General features: G+C 71.0%; 17 protein-coding genes and 1 pseudogene. 10 read left to right on the top strand and 8 right to left on the bottom strand.

The features are described from left to right. Window positions 1-22: 22 nt before the first annotated feature. On the top strand, window positions 23-877 hold the full coding sequence (locus ACIA8X_RS15420) for a polysaccharide deacetylase family protein (protein WP_393445605.1): 855 nt from the start codon (window positions 23-25) through the stop codon (window positions 875-877). 75 nt (window positions 878-952) lie between these two features. Here ACIA8X_RS15420 and ACIA8X_RS15425 read toward each other — a convergent pair whose 3' ends face one another. Further along, complete coding sequence (locus ACIA8X_RS15425; protein WP_393445603.1) at window positions 953-1,621, bottom strand: class F sortase; 669 nt, start codon at window positions 1,619-1,621, stop codon at window positions 953-955. A gap of 331 nt (window positions 1,622-1,952) precedes the next feature. Between ACIA8X_RS15425 and ACIA8X_RS15430 the strand changes: the two genes are divergently transcribed. Further along, entirely contained in the window at window positions 1,953-2,459 is a 507-nt protein-coding gene (locus ACIA8X_RS15430) for a hypothetical protein (RefSeq protein WP_393445601.1), read from the top strand. Between the two features lie 116 nt (window positions 2,460-2,575). Here ACIA8X_RS15430 and ACIA8X_RS15435 read toward each other — a convergent pair whose 3' ends face one another. The 3 genes from ACIA8X_RS15435 to ACIA8X_RS15445 form a co-directional block, all read right to left on the bottom strand. After that, a complete protein-coding gene (locus tag ACIA8X_RS15435) occupies window positions 2,576-3,079 on the bottom strand; it encodes a hypothetical protein (protein ID WP_393445599.1) in 504 nt (167 codons plus the stop codon). Between the two features lie 161 nt (window positions 3,080-3,240). Next, on the bottom strand, window positions 3,241-4,005 hold the full coding sequence (locus ACIA8X_RS15440) for a hypothetical protein (RefSeq protein WP_393445597.1): 765 nt from the start codon (window positions 4,003-4,005) through the stop codon (window positions 3,241-3,243). A 15-nt stretch (window positions 4,006-4,020) separates the two neighbouring features. Beyond that, window positions 4,021-4,680 carry a hypothetical protein gene (locus ACIA8X_RS15445; RefSeq protein WP_393445595.1) on the bottom strand — a complete coding sequence of 220 codons (660 nt, stop codon included), beginning with the start codon at window positions 4,678-4,680 and terminating at the stop codon, window positions 4,021-4,023. A 237-nt stretch (window positions 4,681-4,917) separates the two neighbouring features. Between ACIA8X_RS15445 and ACIA8X_RS15450 the strand changes: the two genes are divergently transcribed. From ACIA8X_RS15450 to ACIA8X_RS15460, 3 genes are all read left to right on the top strand, one after another. After that, a complete protein-coding gene (locus tag ACIA8X_RS15450) occupies window positions 4,918-5,898 on the top strand; it encodes an SCO0930 family lipoprotein (RefSeq protein WP_393445593.1) in 981 nt (326 codons plus the stop codon). Between the two features lie 373 nt (window positions 5,899-6,271). Next, window positions 6,272-7,084, top strand: a complete 813-nt coding sequence (locus tag ACIA8X_RS15455) for an SAM-dependent methyltransferase (protein ID WP_393445591.1) — start codon at window positions 6,272-6,274, stop codon at window positions 7,082-7,084. Further along, window positions 7,081-9,216: a putative bifunctional diguanylate cyclase/phosphodiesterase gene (locus ACIA8X_RS15460; protein WP_393445589.1), complete on the top strand. Its 2,136-nt coding sequence runs from the start codon at window positions 7,081-7,083 to the stop codon at window positions 9,214-9,216. The genes ACIA8X_RS15455 and ACIA8X_RS15460 overlap by 4 nt, the downstream gene beginning before the upstream one ends. A gap of 4 nt (window positions 9,217-9,220) precedes the next feature. Here the strand turns inward: ACIA8X_RS15460 and ACIA8X_RS15465 are convergent, their stop codons facing one another. Together ACIA8X_RS15465 and ACIA8X_RS15470 are read right to left on the bottom strand one after the other, a co-directional pair. Beyond that, complete coding sequence (locus ACIA8X_RS15465; protein WP_393445587.1) at window positions 9,221-9,961, bottom strand: hypothetical protein; 741 nt, start codon at window positions 9,959-9,961, stop codon at window positions 9,221-9,223. A gap of 13 nt (window positions 9,962-9,974) precedes the next feature. Beyond that, complete coding sequence (locus tag ACIA8X_RS15470) at window positions 9,975-10,859, bottom strand: LysR family transcriptional regulator (RefSeq protein ID WP_393445585.1); 885 nt, start codon at window positions 10,857-10,859, stop codon at window positions 9,975-9,977. A 120-nt stretch (window positions 10,860-10,979) separates the two neighbouring features. Between ACIA8X_RS15470 and ACIA8X_RS15475 the strand changes: the two genes are divergently transcribed. The 5 genes and pseudogenes from ACIA8X_RS15475 to ACIA8X_RS15495 all read left to right on the top strand — a co-directional run. Continuing rightward, window positions 10,980-11,651 carry a succinate dehydrogenase gene (locus ACIA8X_RS15475; protein WP_393445583.1) on the top strand — a complete coding sequence of 224 codons (672 nt, stop codon included), beginning with the start codon at window positions 10,980-10,982 and terminating at the stop codon, window positions 11,649-11,651. Window position 11,652: 1 nt separating this feature from the next. Beyond that, window positions 11,653-13,602 (top strand): fumarate reductase/succinate dehydrogenase flavoprotein subunit, encoded by a 1,950-nt coding sequence (locus tag ACIA8X_RS15480; RefSeq protein WP_393445581.1) that lies wholly within the window; start codon window positions 11,653-11,655, stop codon window positions 13,600-13,602. Further along, window positions 13,599-14,345 carry a succinate dehydrogenase/fumarate reductase iron-sulfur subunit gene (locus ACIA8X_RS15485; protein ID WP_393445579.1) on the top strand — a complete coding sequence of 249 codons (747 nt, stop codon included), beginning with the start codon at window positions 13,599-13,601 and terminating at the stop codon, window positions 14,343-14,345. The genes ACIA8X_RS15480 and ACIA8X_RS15485 overlap by 4 nt, the downstream gene beginning before the upstream one ends. A gap of 303 nt (window positions 14,346-14,648) precedes the next feature. Then, entirely contained in the window at window positions 14,649-15,419 is a 771-nt protein-coding gene (locus tag ACIA8X_RS15490) for a GNAT family N-acetyltransferase (RefSeq protein ID WP_393445577.1), read from the top strand. Window positions 15,420-15,630: 211 nt separating this feature from the next. Then, window positions 15,631-16,077, top strand: a pseudogene (locus ACIA8X_RS15495) (lysophospholipid acyltransferase family protein); the annotation flags it as partial. Between the two features lie 249 nt (window positions 16,078-16,326). Here the strand turns inward: ACIA8X_RS15495 and ACIA8X_RS15500 are convergent. Together ACIA8X_RS15500 and ACIA8X_RS15505 are read right to left on the bottom strand one after the other, a co-directional pair. Continuing rightward, window positions 16,327-17,091 carry a hypothetical protein gene (locus ACIA8X_RS15500; protein WP_393445575.1) on the bottom strand — a complete coding sequence of 255 codons (765 nt, stop codon included), beginning with the start codon at window positions 17,089-17,091 and terminating at the stop codon, window positions 16,327-16,329. Between the two features lie 52 nt (window positions 17,092-17,143). Continuing rightward, entirely contained in the window at window positions 17,144-19,489 is a 2,346-nt protein-coding gene (locus ACIA8X_RS15505) for an ATP-binding cassette domain-containing protein (RefSeq protein ID WP_393445573.1), read from the bottom strand. Between the last annotated feature and the right edge of the window lie 156 nt (window positions 19,490-19,645).

Consider the following 19,645-nt stretch of genomic DNA (forward strand, 5'->3'; position numbering starts at 1 on the left):
CTCGCCGGGCGACTGATTATTCATGACGAAGGATCAGTCGCTCATCCGTCCGCTCACGCGCCGCCGCGCGCTGCTCGCCGGTGCCGCCGCCGTCGGAGCCGCCGGCGCCACCGCCGGACTGTTCGCGACGGTCGCGGGCGAGGAGCCGATCCGGCCCGCCGCCCCGGCCGCGGGCCCACAGGCGCACCGCGCGCTGAAGCCCTCCACCTACCGGCTCCAGCCCGTGACGGGGTACGGCCTGCCCCGCGCGGCCTCCCGGCGGACCCTCGTACGGCGCGAGCCGCTCCTGCGCGTGTCCGGGCGCGGCCGCACCATGGTGCTGACCTTCGACGACGGACCCGACGCCCGCTACACCCCGTACATCCTGGACACCCTGCGCGAGTACGACGTGCGCGCCATGTTCTTCGTGTGCGGCGAGATGGTCGCCGACAACGGCGGGGACTTGTTGGCGCGGATGGCCGACGAGGGCCATGTCGTCGGCAACCACACCTGGTCCCACCCGCTGCTCACCCGGCTCAGCCGGCGCCGGATCCGCGCCGAGATGGAGCGCACCTGCGACGTCATCGAGGGCACGTACGGCGAGCGCCCCCTCTGGTTCCGCGCGCCCTACGGCGCCTGGAACCGCGCCACCTTCCAACTCGGCGCGGAACTGGGCATGGAGCCGCTGGCCTGGACCGTCGACACCCTCGACTGGACCACCCCCGGTACCCGCACGATCGTCGACCGGGTCGAGGACGGCGCAGCCCCCGGCGTCGTGGTGCTCTCCCACGACGCCGGGGGCGACCGCTCCCAGAGCGTCCTGGCCCTGCGCGCCTATCTGCCGCAGCTGCTGGACTCCGGATATTTCGTCACGGTCCCCGAACGGAAGTACACCTGACGGCAACGGAAAAAGCCGGGACGGATTTCGCCGGCCCGGCCGGTCGCATTCACCGGCCGGTCACGCTCAGCGGACTCAGCGGACTTCGACCAGGCGGGCGAAAGCGACCACATTCCCGTCATATCCGTTCTGTTTCGAGAAACCGCCGCCGCAGGTGATGACCCGCAATTCGGCGCTCCCCTTGGAGGCGTAGACCCGGTCGCCGGGGAAGTCGTTCTTCGCGAACACCTCCACGCCGTAGACCTCGAAAACGGCCGTCTTTCCGTCCTGGCGGGCGATCTCGACGCGACTTCCGGGCTTGAGCGCCCCGAGACCGTAGAACACGGCGGGGCCCAGAGCGTTGTCGACATGGCCGACGACCACCGCGGTGCCCTTCTCCCCGGGCGACACCGAGCCGGTGAACCAGCCCGCCAGATTCGGGTCCTCCGGCGGCGGTGCGCCGACCCAGCCGTCCATGTCCAGACCCACCGGGATCATCGGCGCGTCGACCTGGATCGAGGGGATCCTGACCCGGTCCGGCAGGGCGTACGGCAGCGGCTGCGCGGCACCGGCGAAGATGCCGCCGGACACCTGGCCGTCCGCGGCGGCGGCTGCCGACGCGGGCTGCGGCGGCCCCACGTCGAACTCCCCCGAGCCATTGCGGACGAGCGCGAGACCGGTCAGCAGCACAAGCGCCAGCACGCCCCAAGGAGCGCGCTTCTTGCGCCGCTCCTCCTCGTCTTCGGCCAGCTCGGTCCCGTACATTCGACTTCCCCTCTTGACGCGGCCGTCGCCCCGGAAATCGCGCATAGTAAAACGCTAAGTCCCGCACGGGAAACCGGCGACGGGGCGCATACGAATGGGTGGCCCGCTCCCGTTCGGTGCGCCATCCGAGTTGCCATCGACCGGAAAAATCTGACGGTCCGTGACCTGCGGCAATTCCGATTGCGGGGCTGTCGGTCGGCGTGTCGTCTCACCAGGACGGACCATCGTCGAAATGCGGCCTGGGGCACGGCATCTGAGGGTTTTTCTGGGAGGCGCTTTCTCGCCGACTCGACCGGGGACGGTTCCCGGGGTGTCTTCCGCGGAGGATCACATGCGTACTACTCGAGCCCTGGCGGCCGCTGCCACAGCGGTCGCCGCTCTCGGTCTCGCCGCCCCGGCGGCCACGGCCCGGGACGGCGTGCCTGTCGGACCTGTCGGACCCAGCAACATCGTTGCCCTGCCCAGCGTCATCGCGCGCGGTGGGCAGCTGACCATCACCGTCGACGGCTGCCCGCAGGGCGGCACCGCCACCTCGGACGCGTTCCGGCGCACGTCGCTGTTCCCCGTGGGCGGCAGCACCGCGAAGGGGAGCGCGACGGTCGACAACCGCGCGAGGCCGGGTGCGCACAGCGTCACGGTCCGCTGCAGCAACTCGGGCAGGCCCCTGACCCACCCGAACGCGTTCACCGTCATCGGCGGTGTCCGCGGCGGTCTCGGCGGCAGCACCTCCACGGGTGCGACGCCGACCGACATGGCCATCGGAGGCGGGCTCATCGCCCTGGCCGTGGTCGGTGGTGGGGTGTTCTGGATGCGGCGGCGAGCGGAGAAGCGGATCTGATCGTTGCCGTCTCGGACAGGTTCACGCGTTCAACAGGACGTCGCCCCGGCCCCCTTGGGGGGATCCGGGGCGAAATCCTGTGTGTGCGGACTGTCCTGTGTGTGCGGCCGGTGGTGTCAGCCGGCGTTCTCGTCGTCGCGGCGGCGCGAGAGGTGGTACGCCGTCCCCAGTGAGGCCGTGATCAGTGCGGCGCCCATGCCGATCTGCCGGAGGTCGAGGTCGCCCGGGCCGCCTCCCTCACCGGCGTCCACGCCCTTGTGCCAGTGCGGGGGAGCGGCCTCCCGGCCGCCGGCGATGGTGAGGTCGACGTCCTGCCAGAAGGTGCCGCAGTGGAACGACACCTCGTACACGGCACCCGGTCGGGCGTCCCGGTCGACCACGGACCGGGCCATCGTCCGCCCGCGGGGAATGATGACCGTGTCGAAGACCCCCGACGAGACGCTGACACTCTGCTCGCAGCCGCTCGTGAGCAGCACGACCCGTTCACCGGGGGCGACGGTGGAAGGCAGTACCGCGACCCGGAAACCCTCGGTGTCCCCACCGGCCTGGGCAGCGGGCGGGGACAGGACGAAGGTGCTGAGGCTCAGCACAACGGCCGAAGCGACGGGTATCGGGCGCATGGTGTTCCCTCCGGTCCCCGAGGAGCGGCCGCGGACCTCTGTCCGTGTGCGCCGGAAGTGCACCTCGATGGTCGGAACGCTAGGAAGACGCGCCCGCCTGCGCGATCGCTGTCGTACGAATGGGGCAAGCGCTTGGGCCGCTCAGGGGACGATGAGGGCCGTCAGCCCTTGATGTGCGGGAAGAGGTCCAGGAACGGCTCCGCCGACGCCGTGACGCCACGGCTGTACGGCGCGTCGAAGTCCCAGATGAGGAAGAGCAGGAAGGCGATCAGCGCGGAGAACACCCCGGCGAGGATCAGCTCGCGGGGTGTGCGCCGGATCTGCAGGGCGAACACCATCCCGATGGTGACGATGCCGCCGGCGATCAGCCCGAACCACACCACCCCCGGCATGGTCTCCCCGGTCGAGCTCGCACGGGCGTTGCGCGCTTGGTCGGCGGCGGTCACCTGGTCGAGGAGCGGTTGATAGGCCTGCGCCTGGAAGTCCGTCTTCGGCTCGTAGTCGGTGACGTCCTCGCGCACGCGTTGCAGGAGTTCGGTGCCGCGCTCGGTGACCCGGCCGTCCTCGGACATCGTCTTCCACTCGGTGGTGACGACGTGTCCGACATAGGCGTTGACATCGTCCCGAATGCGGTCGCGGATGTCGGCCGGATAGACCCGGACGCGTTCCGAGACCTCGTGCAGTGCCACGGCCTCCGCCTGGACGTGGTCCTCGGCGGCGCTGCGGCCCTCCCACACGCCGGCGATGGCCAGGCCCAGGACGATGGCGTACACCACACCGATCCACATCGTCATGTACTCGATGACGTCAGGGGTCTCGGAGGGATCCTCGTCCTCGGGGGCCGTGCGGTGCCGTACGAGGGTGATGATGACCACCACGGAGCAGGCGGCCAGCATCGCGAGGGTGAGAACAAGCCATTCCGGCAAGGGAAGCCTCCAGGTTCAGCGCGGACGCAGCGCGGCGACGGCGGCGATCGCGGGCGCCGCGATGAGCAGGACGAAGGTGAGGGGCGACGGGGCGTCGTGGGCCGCCCGCCGGTGTGGGGTGGCGCGGTAGGGCGGGTAGTCGACCGGGGTCGTGGACGGACTCGGGGTCGGTTTGACCGAGGGCTTCGGCGTGGGGGCCGGGGTGGGCGTCGGCTGCGGGCGCGGTGGCGCGGGCCGTGGAGCCGGCGGCGGAGGGGGCGGGGGCGGGGGAGGTGCGGGTGGCGGTGGCTCGGGTTTCGGGGTGGGCGTCGGTGACGGCGTGGGCGTGGGATCCGGTGTGGGCTTCGGCTCCGGGTCCGGTGTGGGCGTCGGAGTCGGCGTGGGAGTGGGGGTCGGTGTCGGTGTCGGGCACTGCGTGGGAGTGGGCCAGGTCAGGGTTCCGACCACGGCCACCGCATGCGCACCGTCCGGGCCGGTGTCGGCGGACGCGCAGACCGTGGCCACGGCCGCCTCGGCCGGTGCCGCCATCAGAAGCCAGGTCAGCGTCACCACCGTCAACACCCTTGTCGTCAGGGTGGATTGGGTCGGTTCGAGTCCATACACGACGAAGATCTTGAGGCCAGTCCCCGCGCGCGCGAACCCGAGCGCGGGCAGATTGCTCCGAACGGGGGACATTTGGCCCTCGATAGGTTTGTCCGCCGGGTGCGGGTGTGACCGCCGAAGCGCACTTCCGTGCGACCGCGCAGGACCTTCCTCGCCGGTGTGATGCGCGTTGTGATGCGGGTGGTGTCACAGCTTTCGGAAAGAAATTTGTGCCTCGGTTGAACACGAGCGTGGCTCCCGTGCGTACCCCTTGTCGTGCGGCGGCGCAGCAGGGCGCTGCAACACCCTTGTGAGTATGGGGAGTTGACGATGAATACCTCGTGGCGGAGCGCCTCGCTCGTGGTGAGCGCCGTGGCAGTGCTGGCGCTGACGACGGCTTGCGGCTCGGAAACCGCCCCGCCGGCGAGCAGCCAGAACGTGGGTGCCACGGCCGCGGCAGGCGATTACGGAAGCGGTACGAGCCTTGGGAACGGATCCGGCTACGACGCCGGAGCGGCCGGCCAGGAGAGCACGGCCACGCCGAGCGCCAACGCCGGTGAGCTGTCCGTTTCCACCAACCAGGAACTCGGCGAGGTGCTGACCGACAGCGCCGGTCTGACGCTCTACCGCTTCGACAAGGACGTCGCGGAGCCGCCCAAGTCGAACTGCGACGGCGACTGCGCGAAGAAGTGGCCGCCGGTCCCCGCGGACGACGCCAAGGCCGGCGCCGGCATCGACGACGCGCTGCTGGGCTCGGTCACCCGCACCGACGGCACCAAGCAGCTGACGATCGACGGCTGGCCGGCCTACCGCTTCGCGAAGGACACCCAAGCCGGCGACGTCAACGGCCAGGGCGTGGGCGGAACTTGGTACGCGCTCGCCCCCACCGGCAAGAAGGCGCAAGGAGGCGGCGCCGAGGCCGCCGACCTGCCCGGTCTGTCCACGCGCAAGGACGCCAAGCTGGGCGAGATCGTCATCGACAAGAACGGCCACACGGTCTACCGCTTCATGAAGGACTCGCCCTGGCCGATGAAGACGGCCTGCACCGGCGAGTGCCTGGAGAAGTGGCCGGTCATCGCGCCCGTCGACGCCGAGGACACCGAGGGCATCGATCTGAAGGGCTCCGGTCCCCGGGGTCAGGGTTACGTCGTCTTCGACCGGCCCGACGGCATCAAGCAGCAGACCATCGACTGCGTTCCGATCTACACCTTCGCGGGCGACAAGAAGCCCGGAGACACCAACGGTCAGGGCGTCGGCGGCACTTGGTTCGCCATTCGCCCCGACGGCAAGCCGGTCGGCGCGTCGGAGTAAAGATCACACCTCCCCAGGGTTGATCGCCTCACCCAGCCGAGTACGGACCACGGAAGGGAGGGAGGAGAGCAGCGAGAGTGCCGGACGAACGGACGGCGCGCCGGACCCACCGGTCCGCCCCCTGAAGCTCAACGCTCAGGGGGCGGACCGGTTTGTCGTCATTCACCGGTATTCTTTGCCCTCTTTCACATGGTTCGGAACTCTGTGGAATGCTTCGGAAGCTTTTAGTAGAGGGTGCGTGGGGCATCAATTCGGCACGTGCCGCTGGCAGTGACCGGGAACGGATGGTCAATTTCCGTTTCCGCTCGCTCCTTTGGCGGGCGATCAGTAGCCTCTGCTCGAACACCGGATCGCCTACGCCTTGGAGAGATAGATGGAGCGTCCCGCCTGGGCCCCACGGGGCATCGACATCTCGGTGCCCAGTGTCTCGCGGATCTACGACTACTACCTGGGCGGTTCGCACAACTTCGAGGTCGACCGGGAAGCGGCCCGCAAGGCCATGGAGTTCATGCCGGGACTCCCCAAGATCATGCAGGCGAACCGGGCGTTCATGCGCCGTGCCGTGCGCTTCGCGGTCGATGAGGGCATCACCCAGTTCCTGGACATCGGCTCCGGCATCCCGACGTTCGGAAACGTCCACGAGGTGGCCCAGGCGGCCAGCCCCGACGCGCGTGTGGTGTACGTCGACCACGACCCGGTCGCCGTCGCGCACAGCCAGGCCGTCCTGGCCGGCACCGACGGCGCGGACGTCGTCGCCGCGGATCTGCGCAAGCCCAAGGAAATCCTGGCCAGTTCGCAGGTCGAGCGCCTCATCGACCTGAACCGGCCAGTGGCGCTGCTCCTCGTTGCCATACTGCACTTCGTGGAGGACGAGGACGACCCGTACGAGGCGGTCGCCGAGCTGCGCGACGCGCTCGCGCCCGGCAGCATGCTGGTGCTCACGCATGCCTCGTACGAGGGAATCCCGCTGCCCGAGGGGCGGGCCAAGGGCACGGTCGACGTGTACAAGGACATTCGCAACCCGCTGATCATGCGTTCGCGCGACGGGATCGCGCGGTTCTTCGAGGGGTACGACATGGTGGAACCCGGACTGGTGCCGATGCCGCGCTGGCGGCCGGACACCGCACCGGAGGACGAGGATCCGTATGCCTTCTCCGGTTTCGCCGGCGTGGGACGTACGGCGTGAGCGCGGGGCCGGACGGGCCGGAGGACAGACTGCGCCGGTTCGCGACGATCTGGAGCCGGGCGGTCTTCCCGGTGACCTCGACGTCGTCGACCCGGCCGGAGTTCGAGGCGCAACTGCTGCCGCTGGCCCGGCGGTTGAGCGAGGCCCTCAGGGCCAGGACGTTCGACGCGGACGAGGGCAGGGCGGTCGGCGCCGCGCTCGTCACCGCGCACTGCACCGACCCCGAGGCGCTCAGCCGCTCGCTGGACTGCGTCGAGGCCTACCTCGTCCTCTACTGCGGCACCGACGGTGACCAGGAGGACCTGCGCGCCCGCTCCTCGCGGCTCCAGCACGCCATGGCCGCCGGGTTCGCCCAGGCGCTGCGCGAGCGGACGCTGGCCGAGCAGGAGGCGATCTCCGCGGCCGCCCTCAAGGCACAGGGCGTCGTGGCGCAGGCGCTGCACGCCACCGAGGCCCGCTTCCGCGCGGTCTTCGAGGGCGCGGCCATAGGAATCGGCATCGCCGACCTGACGGGCAGCGTCCTCCAGGTCAACGGCGCGCTGCTGAGGATGTTCGGCGTCTCCGAGCAGACCATGCACGGCCGCAACGTCATGGAGTGGACCCACCCCGAGGACGCGCCGCAGACCTGGAAGCTCTACGACGAACTCGTGCGCGGCGACCGCGAGCACTACCACGTCGAGAAGGCGTTCTACCGCCCTGACGGAACGGTCCTGTGGACCAACCTCACCGTCTCCCTGCTGCGTGACCCCGACGGCAACCCGCAGTACCAGCTGGCCCTGATGGAGGACACCACCGAACGGCGCCTGCTCAATCTGCGCCTGCGCTACGAGGCCACCCACGACGCCCTCACCGGCCTGCCCAACCGCACCTTCTTCTTCGAGCGCCTGGAGAAGGCACTGGGCGCCGGAGAGGGCCAGCGGTTCGGCCTGTGCTACCTCGACCTGGACGGCTTCAAGACCGTCAACGACAGCCTCGGCCACGCCGCCGGCGACCGGCTGCTCGTCGAGGTCGCCGACCGGCTGGAGGCCTGTGCCACCGCGCCCGGCGAGATGGTCGCGCGGCTCGGCGGCGACGAGTTCGTGGCGCTGACCACCGGCCCCGACACCGAGCGCGAGGTCGACGAACTCGCCGCCCGCATCATGAACGCGCTCATCGCCCCGATCAGCGTCGACGGCCGGGAACTGACCGTGCGCGGCAGCATCGGCATCGTCGAGGGCCCGGCCGGGGAGCGCAGCCCCGCGGAGGTGCTGCGCAGCGCCGACATCACCATGTACCGGGCCAAGTCGGCGGGCGGCAACCGCTTCGAGCTCGCCGACGAGGAGGCCGACGCCCGCGCCATCACCCGGCACGGCCTGACCACGGCGCTGCCGACGGCCCTGGACCGGGGCGAGTTCTTCATCGAGTACCAGCCGCTGGTCCACCTCGGCGACGGCAGCGTGCGCGGAGCGGAGGCCCTGGTGCGCTGGCTGCACCCGCAGCACGGCGTCCTCGGCCCGGACCGGTTCATCCCGCTCGCCGAGCACACCGGGCTCATCGTGCCGCTCGGCCGCTGGGTGCTGGAGCAGTCGGTGCGTCAGGCGCGCGAGTGGCGAGAACGCCACGACGCTGCGGGCCCGCTCCGCATCAACGTCAACCTCTCGCCCTGCCAGCTTACCCATCCCGGGCTGGTCCAGGACACGGTCGACATCCTGGAGCGCGCGGGCGTCGAGCCGGACTCCCTCTGCCTGGAGGTCACCGAGTCGGCCCTCATCGGCGCCGACGACGACCTGCTGAAACCGCTGCGCCGGCTGGCCGAGATGGGTGTCGACATCGCCCTGGACGACTTCGGCACGGGCTACTCCAACCTGGCCAACCTGCGCCGGCTGCCGGTGAGCGTCCTCAAGCTGGACCGCTCCTTCACCCAGAGCATGCAGCAGTTCCCGGCCGACCCCGTCGACCTCAAGATCGTCGAGGGCATCGTCTCCCTCGCCCACAGCCTGAACCTCGCGGTGACCGTGGAGGGCGTGGAGACCGGCGCCCAGGCCGAGCAGCTGCGGATACTGGGCTGCGACACGGCCCAGGGCTGGTACTACGCCCGCCCGGGCCCGCCGGACCGGCTGCACGAGCTGGCGCTGGTGGACGCGACGGGCTGAGGTCTCACGGCCGTACGGCTGCGGGATCCACCCGCGTCAGCGCCTGCCAGCGCGCCGCCTCCGACGCGTGCGAGCCGGTCGCGGTGGCCCGCGCGACGGGATCCGCCGCGTCCGGGGCGAGCGGAGCGCCGTCCCGGGTCAGCAGGGTCAGTGGCCATACGGGGGTGTGCGGCTCGGCGCCGTCGAAGGGCCGCCAGTCCCATGGCCCGTCGAAGCGCCAGGCCCGCCCCGCCGCGTCCGCGATCTCGTCTCCGGGGTCGAGGAACGCGTAGGGGCGCAGCAGGAGTTCGAGGACGAAGGGGATGTCGTCCTCGGGGATCAGGTCCTCCCCCTGCTCCTCCAGCGCGGGGTCGTGTGCCTCACCGGTGCGCAACAGGGTCAGCGACATGCGGGGCCGGGGCAGCCGCCCGGTCTCCATCGGCGGGTCGAACCGGTCGACCCGGGCGACGTGGGCGACGGTCGCGGGGATCCCGACGCGGCAGGTGTCGCCGACCGTGAGGCGGTCCGCAGGCGGATCGGTACGGAAGAACGACGTCTCACGGTCGCCGGGTTCGTTCCGCAGGGGCAGCGCCACCTGGCCGTTCCAGTGGATCCAGTCGCAGTCCGGGTCCACCTGCCACCACGGCCATTCGAGGACGAAGTAGTCCGGGGTGATCCTGGCCACCGTGGCCGGGGCGTCCGGGCAGTTGACGCGCAGCACGTCACCCGGCCGGAAACCCATGTCCTGGGGTGCGGTGGGGTTCAACGGCTCCTCCGTCTCAGCGTTCCAGCAACATACGCTGCAACTCCCGCGCCGCCCGAGGCGGAGCCACGTCACTGCGGTGCGCGAGCGCGATCGTCCGGTGGAGCCCCGGTCGGGCCAGCGGGGTGACCCGTAGCCCCCGGCCCGACCGCGCGGCCACCATGCGCGGGACGACGGCGACTCCCAGTCCCGCCCGCACGAACCCGAGCACCGCGTCCATCTCCCCGCCCTCCACCGCGAAGTCCGGCTCGAAGCCCTCGGCGCGGCACGCGGCGACCGTCAGTTCGCGCAGGTCGTAGCCGTGCCGGAACATCACCAGGCGTTCGCCCTCCAGGTCGGCGATGCGCACGGTGCGCCGGCCGTTGCCCGGGCGGGGCGCCTCCGGCGAGGAGACGACCACCAGGTCCTCGCGCAGCAGCTCCACCGTGGTCAGCGCGGGGGACGGGCTCGGCAGGGGCAGGACGATCAGGGCGAGATCCAGGGCGCCGCGCGCGAGCTCCCGTACCAGGTCGTGCGAGCCGCCCTCCTCGATCAGCAGCTGGATGCCGGGATAGCGGTCATGGAAGGCGCGCAGCACGTCCGGGAGCAGGCCCGTGCACACGCTCGGCGTCGCGCCCAGCCGGATCCGGCCCTGGCGCAGCTGCACCAGCTCCTGCACCTCGTGCCGTGCGGTGTCCGCGTCGGCCAGGATGCGCCGGGCCAGCGGGAGCAGGGCCTCGCCGGCGTCCGTCAGCGTGATGTTGCCGCGGGCCCGCAGGAACAGGTCCGCGCCCAACTCCCGCTCCAGCGCCTTGATCTGCTGCGACAGGGAGGGCTGTGCGACATGCACCAGGTCGGCGGCCCGGGTGAAGTGCCGGGTCTCGGCGACCGCCACGAAGTACTGGAGCTGCTGGAACTGCATCCGGCCAGCATAGTCAGTGGCTATGGAAACGAGCCGGACCATGTCTTGGACCGATGGGGTGGTCCGGCTCTAGCGTCGTGTTCCATGGCTCTGGCAACGCGGACGGATCGACGGCCGTCCATGGCACGCACGGTGTGGGACTCCACCGTCGGCAAGAAGACCGTGATGGCGGTCAGCGGGCTGATCATGCTGCTGTACCTGGTCGTCCACATGATCGGCAACCTGAAGATCTTCTTCGGGGCGGGCGAGTTCAACCACTACGCGCACTGGCTGCGCGTCGTCGGCGAGCCGTTCATGCACTACGAGTGGACGCTCTGGCTGGTCCGGATCGTGCTGGTCGTCGCCGTGGTCGCCCACGCCACCTCGGCCTACCAGCTCAGCCGCCGCGACATCAAGGCGCGCCCCAGCAAGTACGTGCACAAGAGGAAGCGGGCCTCCTACGCCACGCGCACCATGCGCTGGGGCGGGATCATCCTCGGCCTGTTCATCGTCTGGCACATCCTCGACCTGACGACCGGCACCGTGCACTCCGGGGGCTTCCAGGAGGGCCACCCGTACCAGAACGTCGTGGACACCTTCTCCACCTGGTACGGCAACGTCATCTACATCGTCGCGATGCTCGCGCTCGGCCTGCACATCCGGCACGGCTTCTGGAGCGCCGCCCAGACCCTCGGCGCGGGCAGCCGCACCCGCGACCGCGCTCTGAAGGCCACGGCCAACATCCTCGCGTTGCTGCTCACGGTCGGTTTCATCGCCGTACCCGTGGGCGTCATGACCGGATTGGTGAGCTGACATGTCTACCTACGCCGAGTACACGACCGGCGAACCGGTCGTCGACCCCAAGGCCCCCTCCGGACCCGTGGCCGAGCGCTGGGACAAGCGCCGCTTCGAGGCCAAGCTGGTCAACCCCGCCAACCGGCGCAAGCACACGGTGATCGTGGTGGGCACGGGCCTGGCCGGCGGCTCAGCGGGCGCCACGCTCGCCGAACAGGGCTACCACGTCGTCCAGTTCTGCTACCAGGACTCCCCGCGCCGCGCCCACTCCATCGCCGCGCAGGGCGGCATCAACGCCGCGAAGAACTACCGCAACGACGGCGACTCCATCCACCGCCTGTTCTACGACACCGTCAAGGGCGGCGACTTCCGGGCCCGTGAGTCCAACGTGCACCGGCTCGCGCAGATCTCCGTCGAGATCATCGACCAGTGCGTGGCGCAGGGCGTGCCGTTCGCCCGCGAGTACGGCGGTCTGCTCGACACCCGCTCCTTCGGCGGCGTCCAGGTGTCGCGGACCTTCTACGCCCGCGGCCAGACGGGTCAGCAGCTGCTGCTCGGCGCGTACCAGGCGCTGAGCCGGCAGATCGCGGCCGGCAACGTCGAGATGCACCCGCGCACCGAGATGCTCGACCTGATCGTCGTCGACGGACGGGCGCGCGGGATCGTGGCCCGGGACCTCATCACCGGCAAGATCGACACGTACTTCGCGGACGCCGTCGTCCTCGCCAGCGGTGGCTACGGCAACGTCTTCTACCTGTCGACGAACGCCATGAACTCCAACGCCACCGCCGTCTGGCGGGCCCACCGGCGCGGCGCCTACTTCGCCAACCCCTGCTTCACGCAGATCCACCCCACCTGCATCCCGCGCACCGGCGACCACCAGTCCAAGCTGACGCTGATGAGCGAGTCGCTGCGCAACGACGGCCGGATCTGGGTGCCCAAGGCCAAGGGCGACGACCGTCCCGCGAACAAGATCCCGGAGGACGAGCGCGACTACTACCTGGAGCGCATCTACCCGTCCTTCGGCAACCTCGTGCCCCGAGACATCGCCTCCCGCGCCGCGAAGAACGTCTGCGACGAGGGCAGGGGAGTGGGCCCCGGCGGGCAGGGCGTGTACCTGGACTTCGCCGACGCCATCGAGCGCATGGGCCGCAAGGCCGTCGAGGCCAAGTACGGCAACCTCTTCGACATGTACCAGCGGATCACCGACGAGGATCCGTACGAGGTGCCGATGCGGATCTACCCGGCCGTGCACTACACGATGGGCGGCCTGTGGGTCGACTACGACCTCCAGACCACCGTCCCCGGCCTGTTCGCGATCGGCGAGGCCAACTTCTCCGACCACGGGGCGAACCGGCTCGGCGCCTCGGCCCTGATGCAGGGCCTGGCCGACGGCTACTTCGTGCTGCCGGCCACCATCAACGACTACCTCGCCCGCAACCCGCACCACGAGAAGGTCACCGACGAGCATCCGGTCGTCCAGGAGGTGCTGGCCGAGACCCAGGACCGGCTCAACCTGCTGCTGGCCGTGGACGGCGACCGTACGCCCGACTCCTTCCACCGTGAAGTCGGCGAGCTGATGTGGGAGTTCTGCGGGATGGCCCGCACCGACGCAGGGCTGCGCAAGGCACTGAGCCGCATCCCGCAGATCCGCGAGGAGTTCTGGCGGCGGATCAAGGTCCCGGGCACCGGCGAGGAGTTCAACCAGTCGCTGGAGAAGGCCAACCGGGTCATCGACTACCTGGAGCTCGCCGAGCTGATGTGCCTCGACGCGCTGCACCGCGACGAGTCCTGCGGCGGCCACTTCCGCGAGGAGTCGCAGACGCCGGACGGCGAGGCGGCCCGCAAGGACGACGAGTTCGCCTACGCGGCGGCCTGGGAGTTCACCGACACGGGCGCCGCTCCCGTGCTGCACAAGGAAGACCTCGTCTTCGAGTACGTCCACCCCACCCAGCGGAGCTACGCATGAAGCTCACCCTGCGCGTCTGGCGACAGAAGAACGCCGACGCCGAAGGCGCCATGTCCACGTACGAGGTGGACGGCATCTCCACCGACATGTCCTTCCTGGAGATGCTCGACACCCTCAACGAGGAGCTCATCCTCAAGGGCGAGGACCCCGTCGCCTTCGACCACGACTGCCGTGAGGGCATCTGCGGCGCCTGCTCGCTCGTGATCAACGGCGACGCCCACGGGCCCGAGCGGACGACCACCTGCCAGCTGCACATGCGGTCCTTCAAGGACGGCGACACGATCGACATCGAGCCGTGGCGGGCGTCGGCGTTCCCGGTGATCAAGGACCTGGTGGTGGACCGGACGGCCTTCGACCGGATCATCCAGGCCGGTGGCTACATCACCGCGCCGACGGGTGCCGCGCCGGAGGCGCACGCCACGCCGGTGCCCAAACCGGACGCCGACTTCGCCTTCGAGCACGCCGAGTGCATCGGGTGCGGCGCGTGTGTGGCGGCCTGTCCCAACGGGGCGGCGATGCTGTTCACTTCCGCCAAGATCAACCATCTGAACGTGCTGCCGCAGGGGGCGCCCGAGCGCGAGACGCGGGTGCTGGACATGGTGGAGCAGATGGACGAGGAGGGCTTCGGCGGGTGCACGCTCACCGGTGAGTGCGCCACCGCATGCCCCAAGGGCATCCCGCTGACGTCCATCACGAGCATGAACAAGGAGTGGCTGAGGGCCACGCGGAAGGTGAAGCGGTAGGACGGGTCACCCAAAAGACGTTCGCCGGCGAGCGCGGACGGACGGGGCCGGGAGTGGTGCTCTCCGGCCCCGTTTCGCGTTCCCGCGCCCGTCAGGTGAACAGCACCGGACCGCTCGGCTGACCGGTCGGGCACCGGAATGTGGACGACCGGTACGAGTTCGCGCCGTTCAACATCCGCACATCCACTCTCCTGGCACAGGTCACGCGTACGCCAACCGGCATAGGAAGAACAGGGGCGGCACCACGCACCGCTCGCAACTTCCCGCCGCTAGCCGTCCCCGGCCCGTGACCAGGAGTAAGCCATGACCGGCGTACTGACCGTCGACCGTCCCCCGCAGCCCACGGCGCCCACCCGCTACACCGTGAGCCTCGCCCGCAACGAGGAGGACGTGCGCGCCGCCCAGCGGCTGCGGCACGACGTCTTCGCCGGCGAGATGGGAGCCCTGCTGACCACACCGCAGCCGGGTCACGACATCGACGCCTTCGACGCGTACTGCGACCACCTGCTCGTCCGTGAGGAGGTGTCCGGCCAGGTCGTCGGCACCTACCGGCTGCTCCCGCCGGAGCGGGCCGCCGTCGCGGGCCGACTGTACTCGGAAGGCGAGTTCGACCTCACCCGGATCGACTCCCTGCGTCCGAATCTCGTCGAGGTCGGCCGCTCCTGCGTCCACCCCGACCACCGCGACGGCGCCGTGATCAGCCTGATCTGGGCCGGCATCGCCCGCTACATGGTCGACCACGGCCACGAGTGGCTGGCCGGCTGCTGCTCGATCCCGCTCGCCGACGGCGGCACGCTCGCGGCCGCGACCTGGGACCGCGTACAGGCCAAGCACCTGGCCCCGGAGGAGTACCGGGTACGGCCGCTGCGCCCCTGGCAGCCGACCGCCCCCGTCCCCGCCACGCGCGTCGAGCTGCCCGCCCTGCTGCGCGGCTACGTCCGCCTCGGCGCCTGGGTCTGCGGCGAGCCCGCGCACGACCCGGAGTTCGGGGTCGCCGACATGTACGTGCTGCTGTCGATGCGCCGGATCAACGCGCGCTATCTGCGGCACTTCCTCTCCCTCGTCCCGGCGTGAGGACGGGGCGGCCATGAGCACCTCCTCCCTCGGAGCCCTGGGTGTCCCCACGGCGACCGCTCCCACGGCCGCTCCCACGGCCGTTCCCGCCGCCGGGCCGACCGGCGCACCGGCCGCGCGTGCCCACGCCGTCGAGGTGGCGACCCTCTGGCGGCCCAGCGCGCCCTGCACCCCGCGGACGTGCGTGGACGTGACGGGACCGGCCAGGGCCATGCCCCTGGCCGCCCTGCGCCTCGTGGCGGTCCTGTTCCTGCTGGTCGCCGGGTTCGCCGCCAGCCCGCTCGGTGGGCGGATACCCAAGGGACTGATACGGCGCTGGTGCCGCTGGGTCGTGCGGGCCTCGGGGGTCCGGGTACGGATCGACGGCGACGCGGCACCCGACGGCGGGCTGCTGCTCGTCGCCAACCACGTCTCCTGGCTGGACATCCCGCTGCTCGCCGCCGTCCGCCCGGCCCGGATGCTCGCCAAGTCGGAGATCCGGGACTGGCCGGTCGCGGGGTGGCTGACCGCCCGCGGCGGCGCCCTGTTCATCGACCGGGACCGCATCCGGGCCCTGCCCGCCACGGTGGCCCGGATCGCCCAGGCGCTGCGGTCGGGCGAGGCGGTCGCCGTCTTCCCCGAGGGCAGCACCTGGTGCGGCCGCGCCCAGGGCCACTTCCGCCGGGCCGCCTTCCAGGCCGCCCTCGACGCGGACGTGCCCGTGCAGCCGGTGCGTCTGCGCTACCGGGTGGTCGGCGGCGACCCCAGCACGGCGGCCGCCTTCGTGGGCAACGACTCGCTGCTCGCCTCGGTGTGGCGGGTGACGAGGTCACGCGAACTGGTCGCCGAGGCGGAGGTGCGGGAGCCCATCGCCCCGGGCAGCCGGCCGGACCGGCGCTCCCTGGCCCGGGCGGCCGAGGTGTCCGTCCTACCGAGGACGCATCAGCCGGAGATCCTCGCCCCAGGCGTCCAGCACCGCCCCGTGCCCCTCGCGGCGGGCCGCGGCCTCCACGCGGGCGAACAGCCGCCGCTGGACCGCCACGTCGCCGCCGGCGGAGACACGGTCCACGGCTCCCAGCAGGGCGTCGCCGTCCCAGCCGGGCAGCGGGTGGCGGGCAAGCTCCCAGCGTAGGTACTTGTTGTACGGGCGCGGGCGCCGGTCCAGGGCGAAGAGCAGCTCCAGCAGGTGCCCCACACTGTCCGTGGCGTCGAGCCGGGCGGCGAGCGGCTCGCCGTCACGGTCGTTCTTCACCGAGCGGTAAAGGGAGTTGGCGTACGCGTCCAGCCAACCGGCGGCGGCCCGGAACGCCTCGTCGGCGCCGAGCCGTGCCTTGGCGGCGAGGATCTCCGCGATGCTCTGGGACTCCTCGATGCCCCCGAACTCCGCGATTCCTCCGGCCGCCCGGTCGAGCACGATCCGCGCCCGGGCGAGGGCATAGCGCTCGTACCCCGGCATTCCGGCCGCCCGGAACTCGGCGAGGGAGACGATCACCAGGTCCAGTCGCGACGTGCGGTGACCGGCGAAGCGACGGAGGTCCGTCGTCGCGCCGTCCGCGAGGACGACGTACAGATCGTGGTCGGAGTGCTCGGTGGCCATGCCGTCGTGGGCCCGCGAGCCCTTGAGGACGAGGCCGACGACAGCGGGGTCGGCGGTGGCGCGCTCGACGAACGCGTCGTAGGTGAGGGACTCCACGCGACGATCCTACGAGGCACAAGTGCCGTGTCCGCAAAGGCTTTTCAGGGCCTCACCGAGGCTGCGGGGCCACCACCCGGGCCAGATACGGCGCCGTGGCGCTCCCCTCCGCCCGGGCCACCTCCACCGGCGGACCCGCCGCCACGATCCGCCCGCCCGCGTCACCGCCGCCCGGCCCGAGGTCGATCACCCAGTCCGCGCCCGCGACGACGGACATGTCGTGCTCGACGACGATGACCGTGTGCCCGGCGTCGACGAGCCCGTGCAGCTGGCGCATCAGCACCTCGACGTCGGCCGGGTGGAGTCCGGTCGTCGGCTCGTCGAGGAGGTAGAGGGTGTGGCCGCGTCGGCCGCGCTGCAACTCGCTCGCCAGCTTGATGCGCTGGGCCTCGCCGCCGGACAGCTCGGTGGCGGGCTGTCCGAGCCGCAGATAGCCGAGGCCGACGTCGAGAAGGGTGCCGAGGCTGCGGGCCACGGACGGGGTGTCCGCGAAGAACTCCGCCGCCGCCTCGACCGTGAGGTCCAGCACCCGCGCGATGTTCCGTCCCCGGTACGCCACTTGCAGCGTCTCGGGGTTGTAGCGCGCCCCGCCGCAGTCCGGGCACGGCGCGTACGTGCTCGGCAGGAACAGCAGCTCCACACTGACGAACCCCTCGCCCTGGCAGGTCTCGCACCGGCCACCCGCGACATTGAAGGAGAACCGCCCGACCCCGTACCCACGCACCCGCGCCTCGTCGGTGGCCGCGAACACCTTGCGTACGACGTCGAAGAGGCCGGTGTAGGTGGCGAGATTGGAGCGCGGGGTGCGGCCGATCGGCTTCTGGTCGACCGAGACGAGGCGGCCCACGCCCGCCAGTTCCTCGGTGATCTCGCCGATGAGCGTCGACTTGCCCGACCCCGAGACCCCGGTGACGGCCGTGAACACACCGAGCGGGAACTCGGCGGTCACCCCGCGCAGGTTGTGCCGGGAGACCGGGCCGACCTTCAACTCGCCGCGCGGGGCGCGCACTTGGCGTACGGCGGCGGGGGAGTCGTCGAACAGGAAGCGAGCCGTCGCCGACCCCTCGACGGCCGCCAGCTCGGCCACCGGCCCGCTGTGCAGCACCCGCCCGCCGTGCTCCCCGGCCAGCGGCCCCACATCCACCAGCCAGTCGGCGCCGCGCATGACGTCGAGATGGTGCTCGACCACGAACACCGTGTTCCCCGACGCCTTCAGCCGCTCCAGCACCGTCAGCAGCGCCTCCGTGTCCGCCGGGTGCAGTCCCGCGGACGGCTCGTCGAGGACGTACACGACGCCGAACAGCCCGGACCTGAGCTGGGTCGCGAGTCGCAGGCGTTGCAGTTCGCCCGCCGAGAGCGTGGGGGTGGCGCGGTCGAGGGCGAGGTAGCCGAGGCCGAGCTCGACGACCGGCGCGATACGGGACTTGAGGTCCTCGGTGAGGACACGGGCCGTCTCCGAGGAACCGCCCTCCAGCATCCCCGCCAGCTCGGTGAGCGGCAGCGCGGCCAGCTCGGCGATCGTCCGGCCGGCGAAGGTCACCGCCAGCGCCTCGGGCCGCAGCCTGCTGCCGCCGCACGCCGGGCAGGGCGCGGCGGTGAGGAACCGCTCCGCCTTGGTCCTGAGGGTCGGGCTCTTGGAGTCGGAGAACGTCTTCATGACGTACCGATGGGCGCTCATGTACGTGCCCTGGTACGGCCGTTGGATGCGGTCCGCGTCGCGCACCGGGTGGACGGTGACCACCGGCTGCTCGTCGGTGAACAGGATCCACTCGCGCTCCTCGGCGGGCAGATCGCGCCAGGGCAGGTCGACGTCGTACCCGAGGGCGTCGAGGATGTCGCGCAGGTTCTTGCCCTGCCAGGCACCCGGCCACGCGGCGATCGCTCCCTCGCGGATCGACAGCGCCGGGTCGGGGACCAGCAACTCCTCGCTCGTACGGTGCACTTGGCCGAGCCCGTGACACTGAGGGCACGCCCCGGCCGCCGTGTTCGGCGAGAAGGCGTCCGAGTCGAGCCGCTCGGCGCCCGGCGGGTACGCACCGGCGCGCGAGTACAGCATCCGCAGGGAGTTGGAGAGGTTGGTGACCGTACCGACGGACGAGCGGGACGTCGGCGCCGAACGGCGCTGCTGCAGGGACACGGCGGGCGGAAGCCCCGTGATCTCGCCGACCTTCGGCGCGCCGACCTGGTGGATCAGCCGGCGCGCGTACGGCGCGACCGACTCGAAGTAGCGGCGCTGGGCCTCGGCGTAGATCGTGCCGAAGGCGAGCGACGACTTCCCGGACCCGGACACGCCGGTGAACACGGCCAGCACATCCCGCGGAATGTCGACGTCCACGCCTTGGAGGTTGTGCTCACGGGCGCTGCGGACGCGGACGTACGGGTCGTGTGGGGAGTGCATGGGGTAAGGGCTCCGGGAGGTACGCGGGGGAGGAGGGGGAGGGGAAGCGGCCGTGGGCAAACCCCGCGATTCTATGCGAACGGGACGTGCGGGCCGTACGAGCCACCTGATGTTCACGACGACGTCGGCTCACCCACACCGCTCGCCCATAGCGTC

Origin of the sequence: Streptomyces sp. NPDC051738 (assembly GCF_044453205.1) — a bacterium.
Lineage (GTDB): Bacteria > Actinomycetota > Actinomycetes > Streptomycetales > Streptomycetaceae > Streptomyces.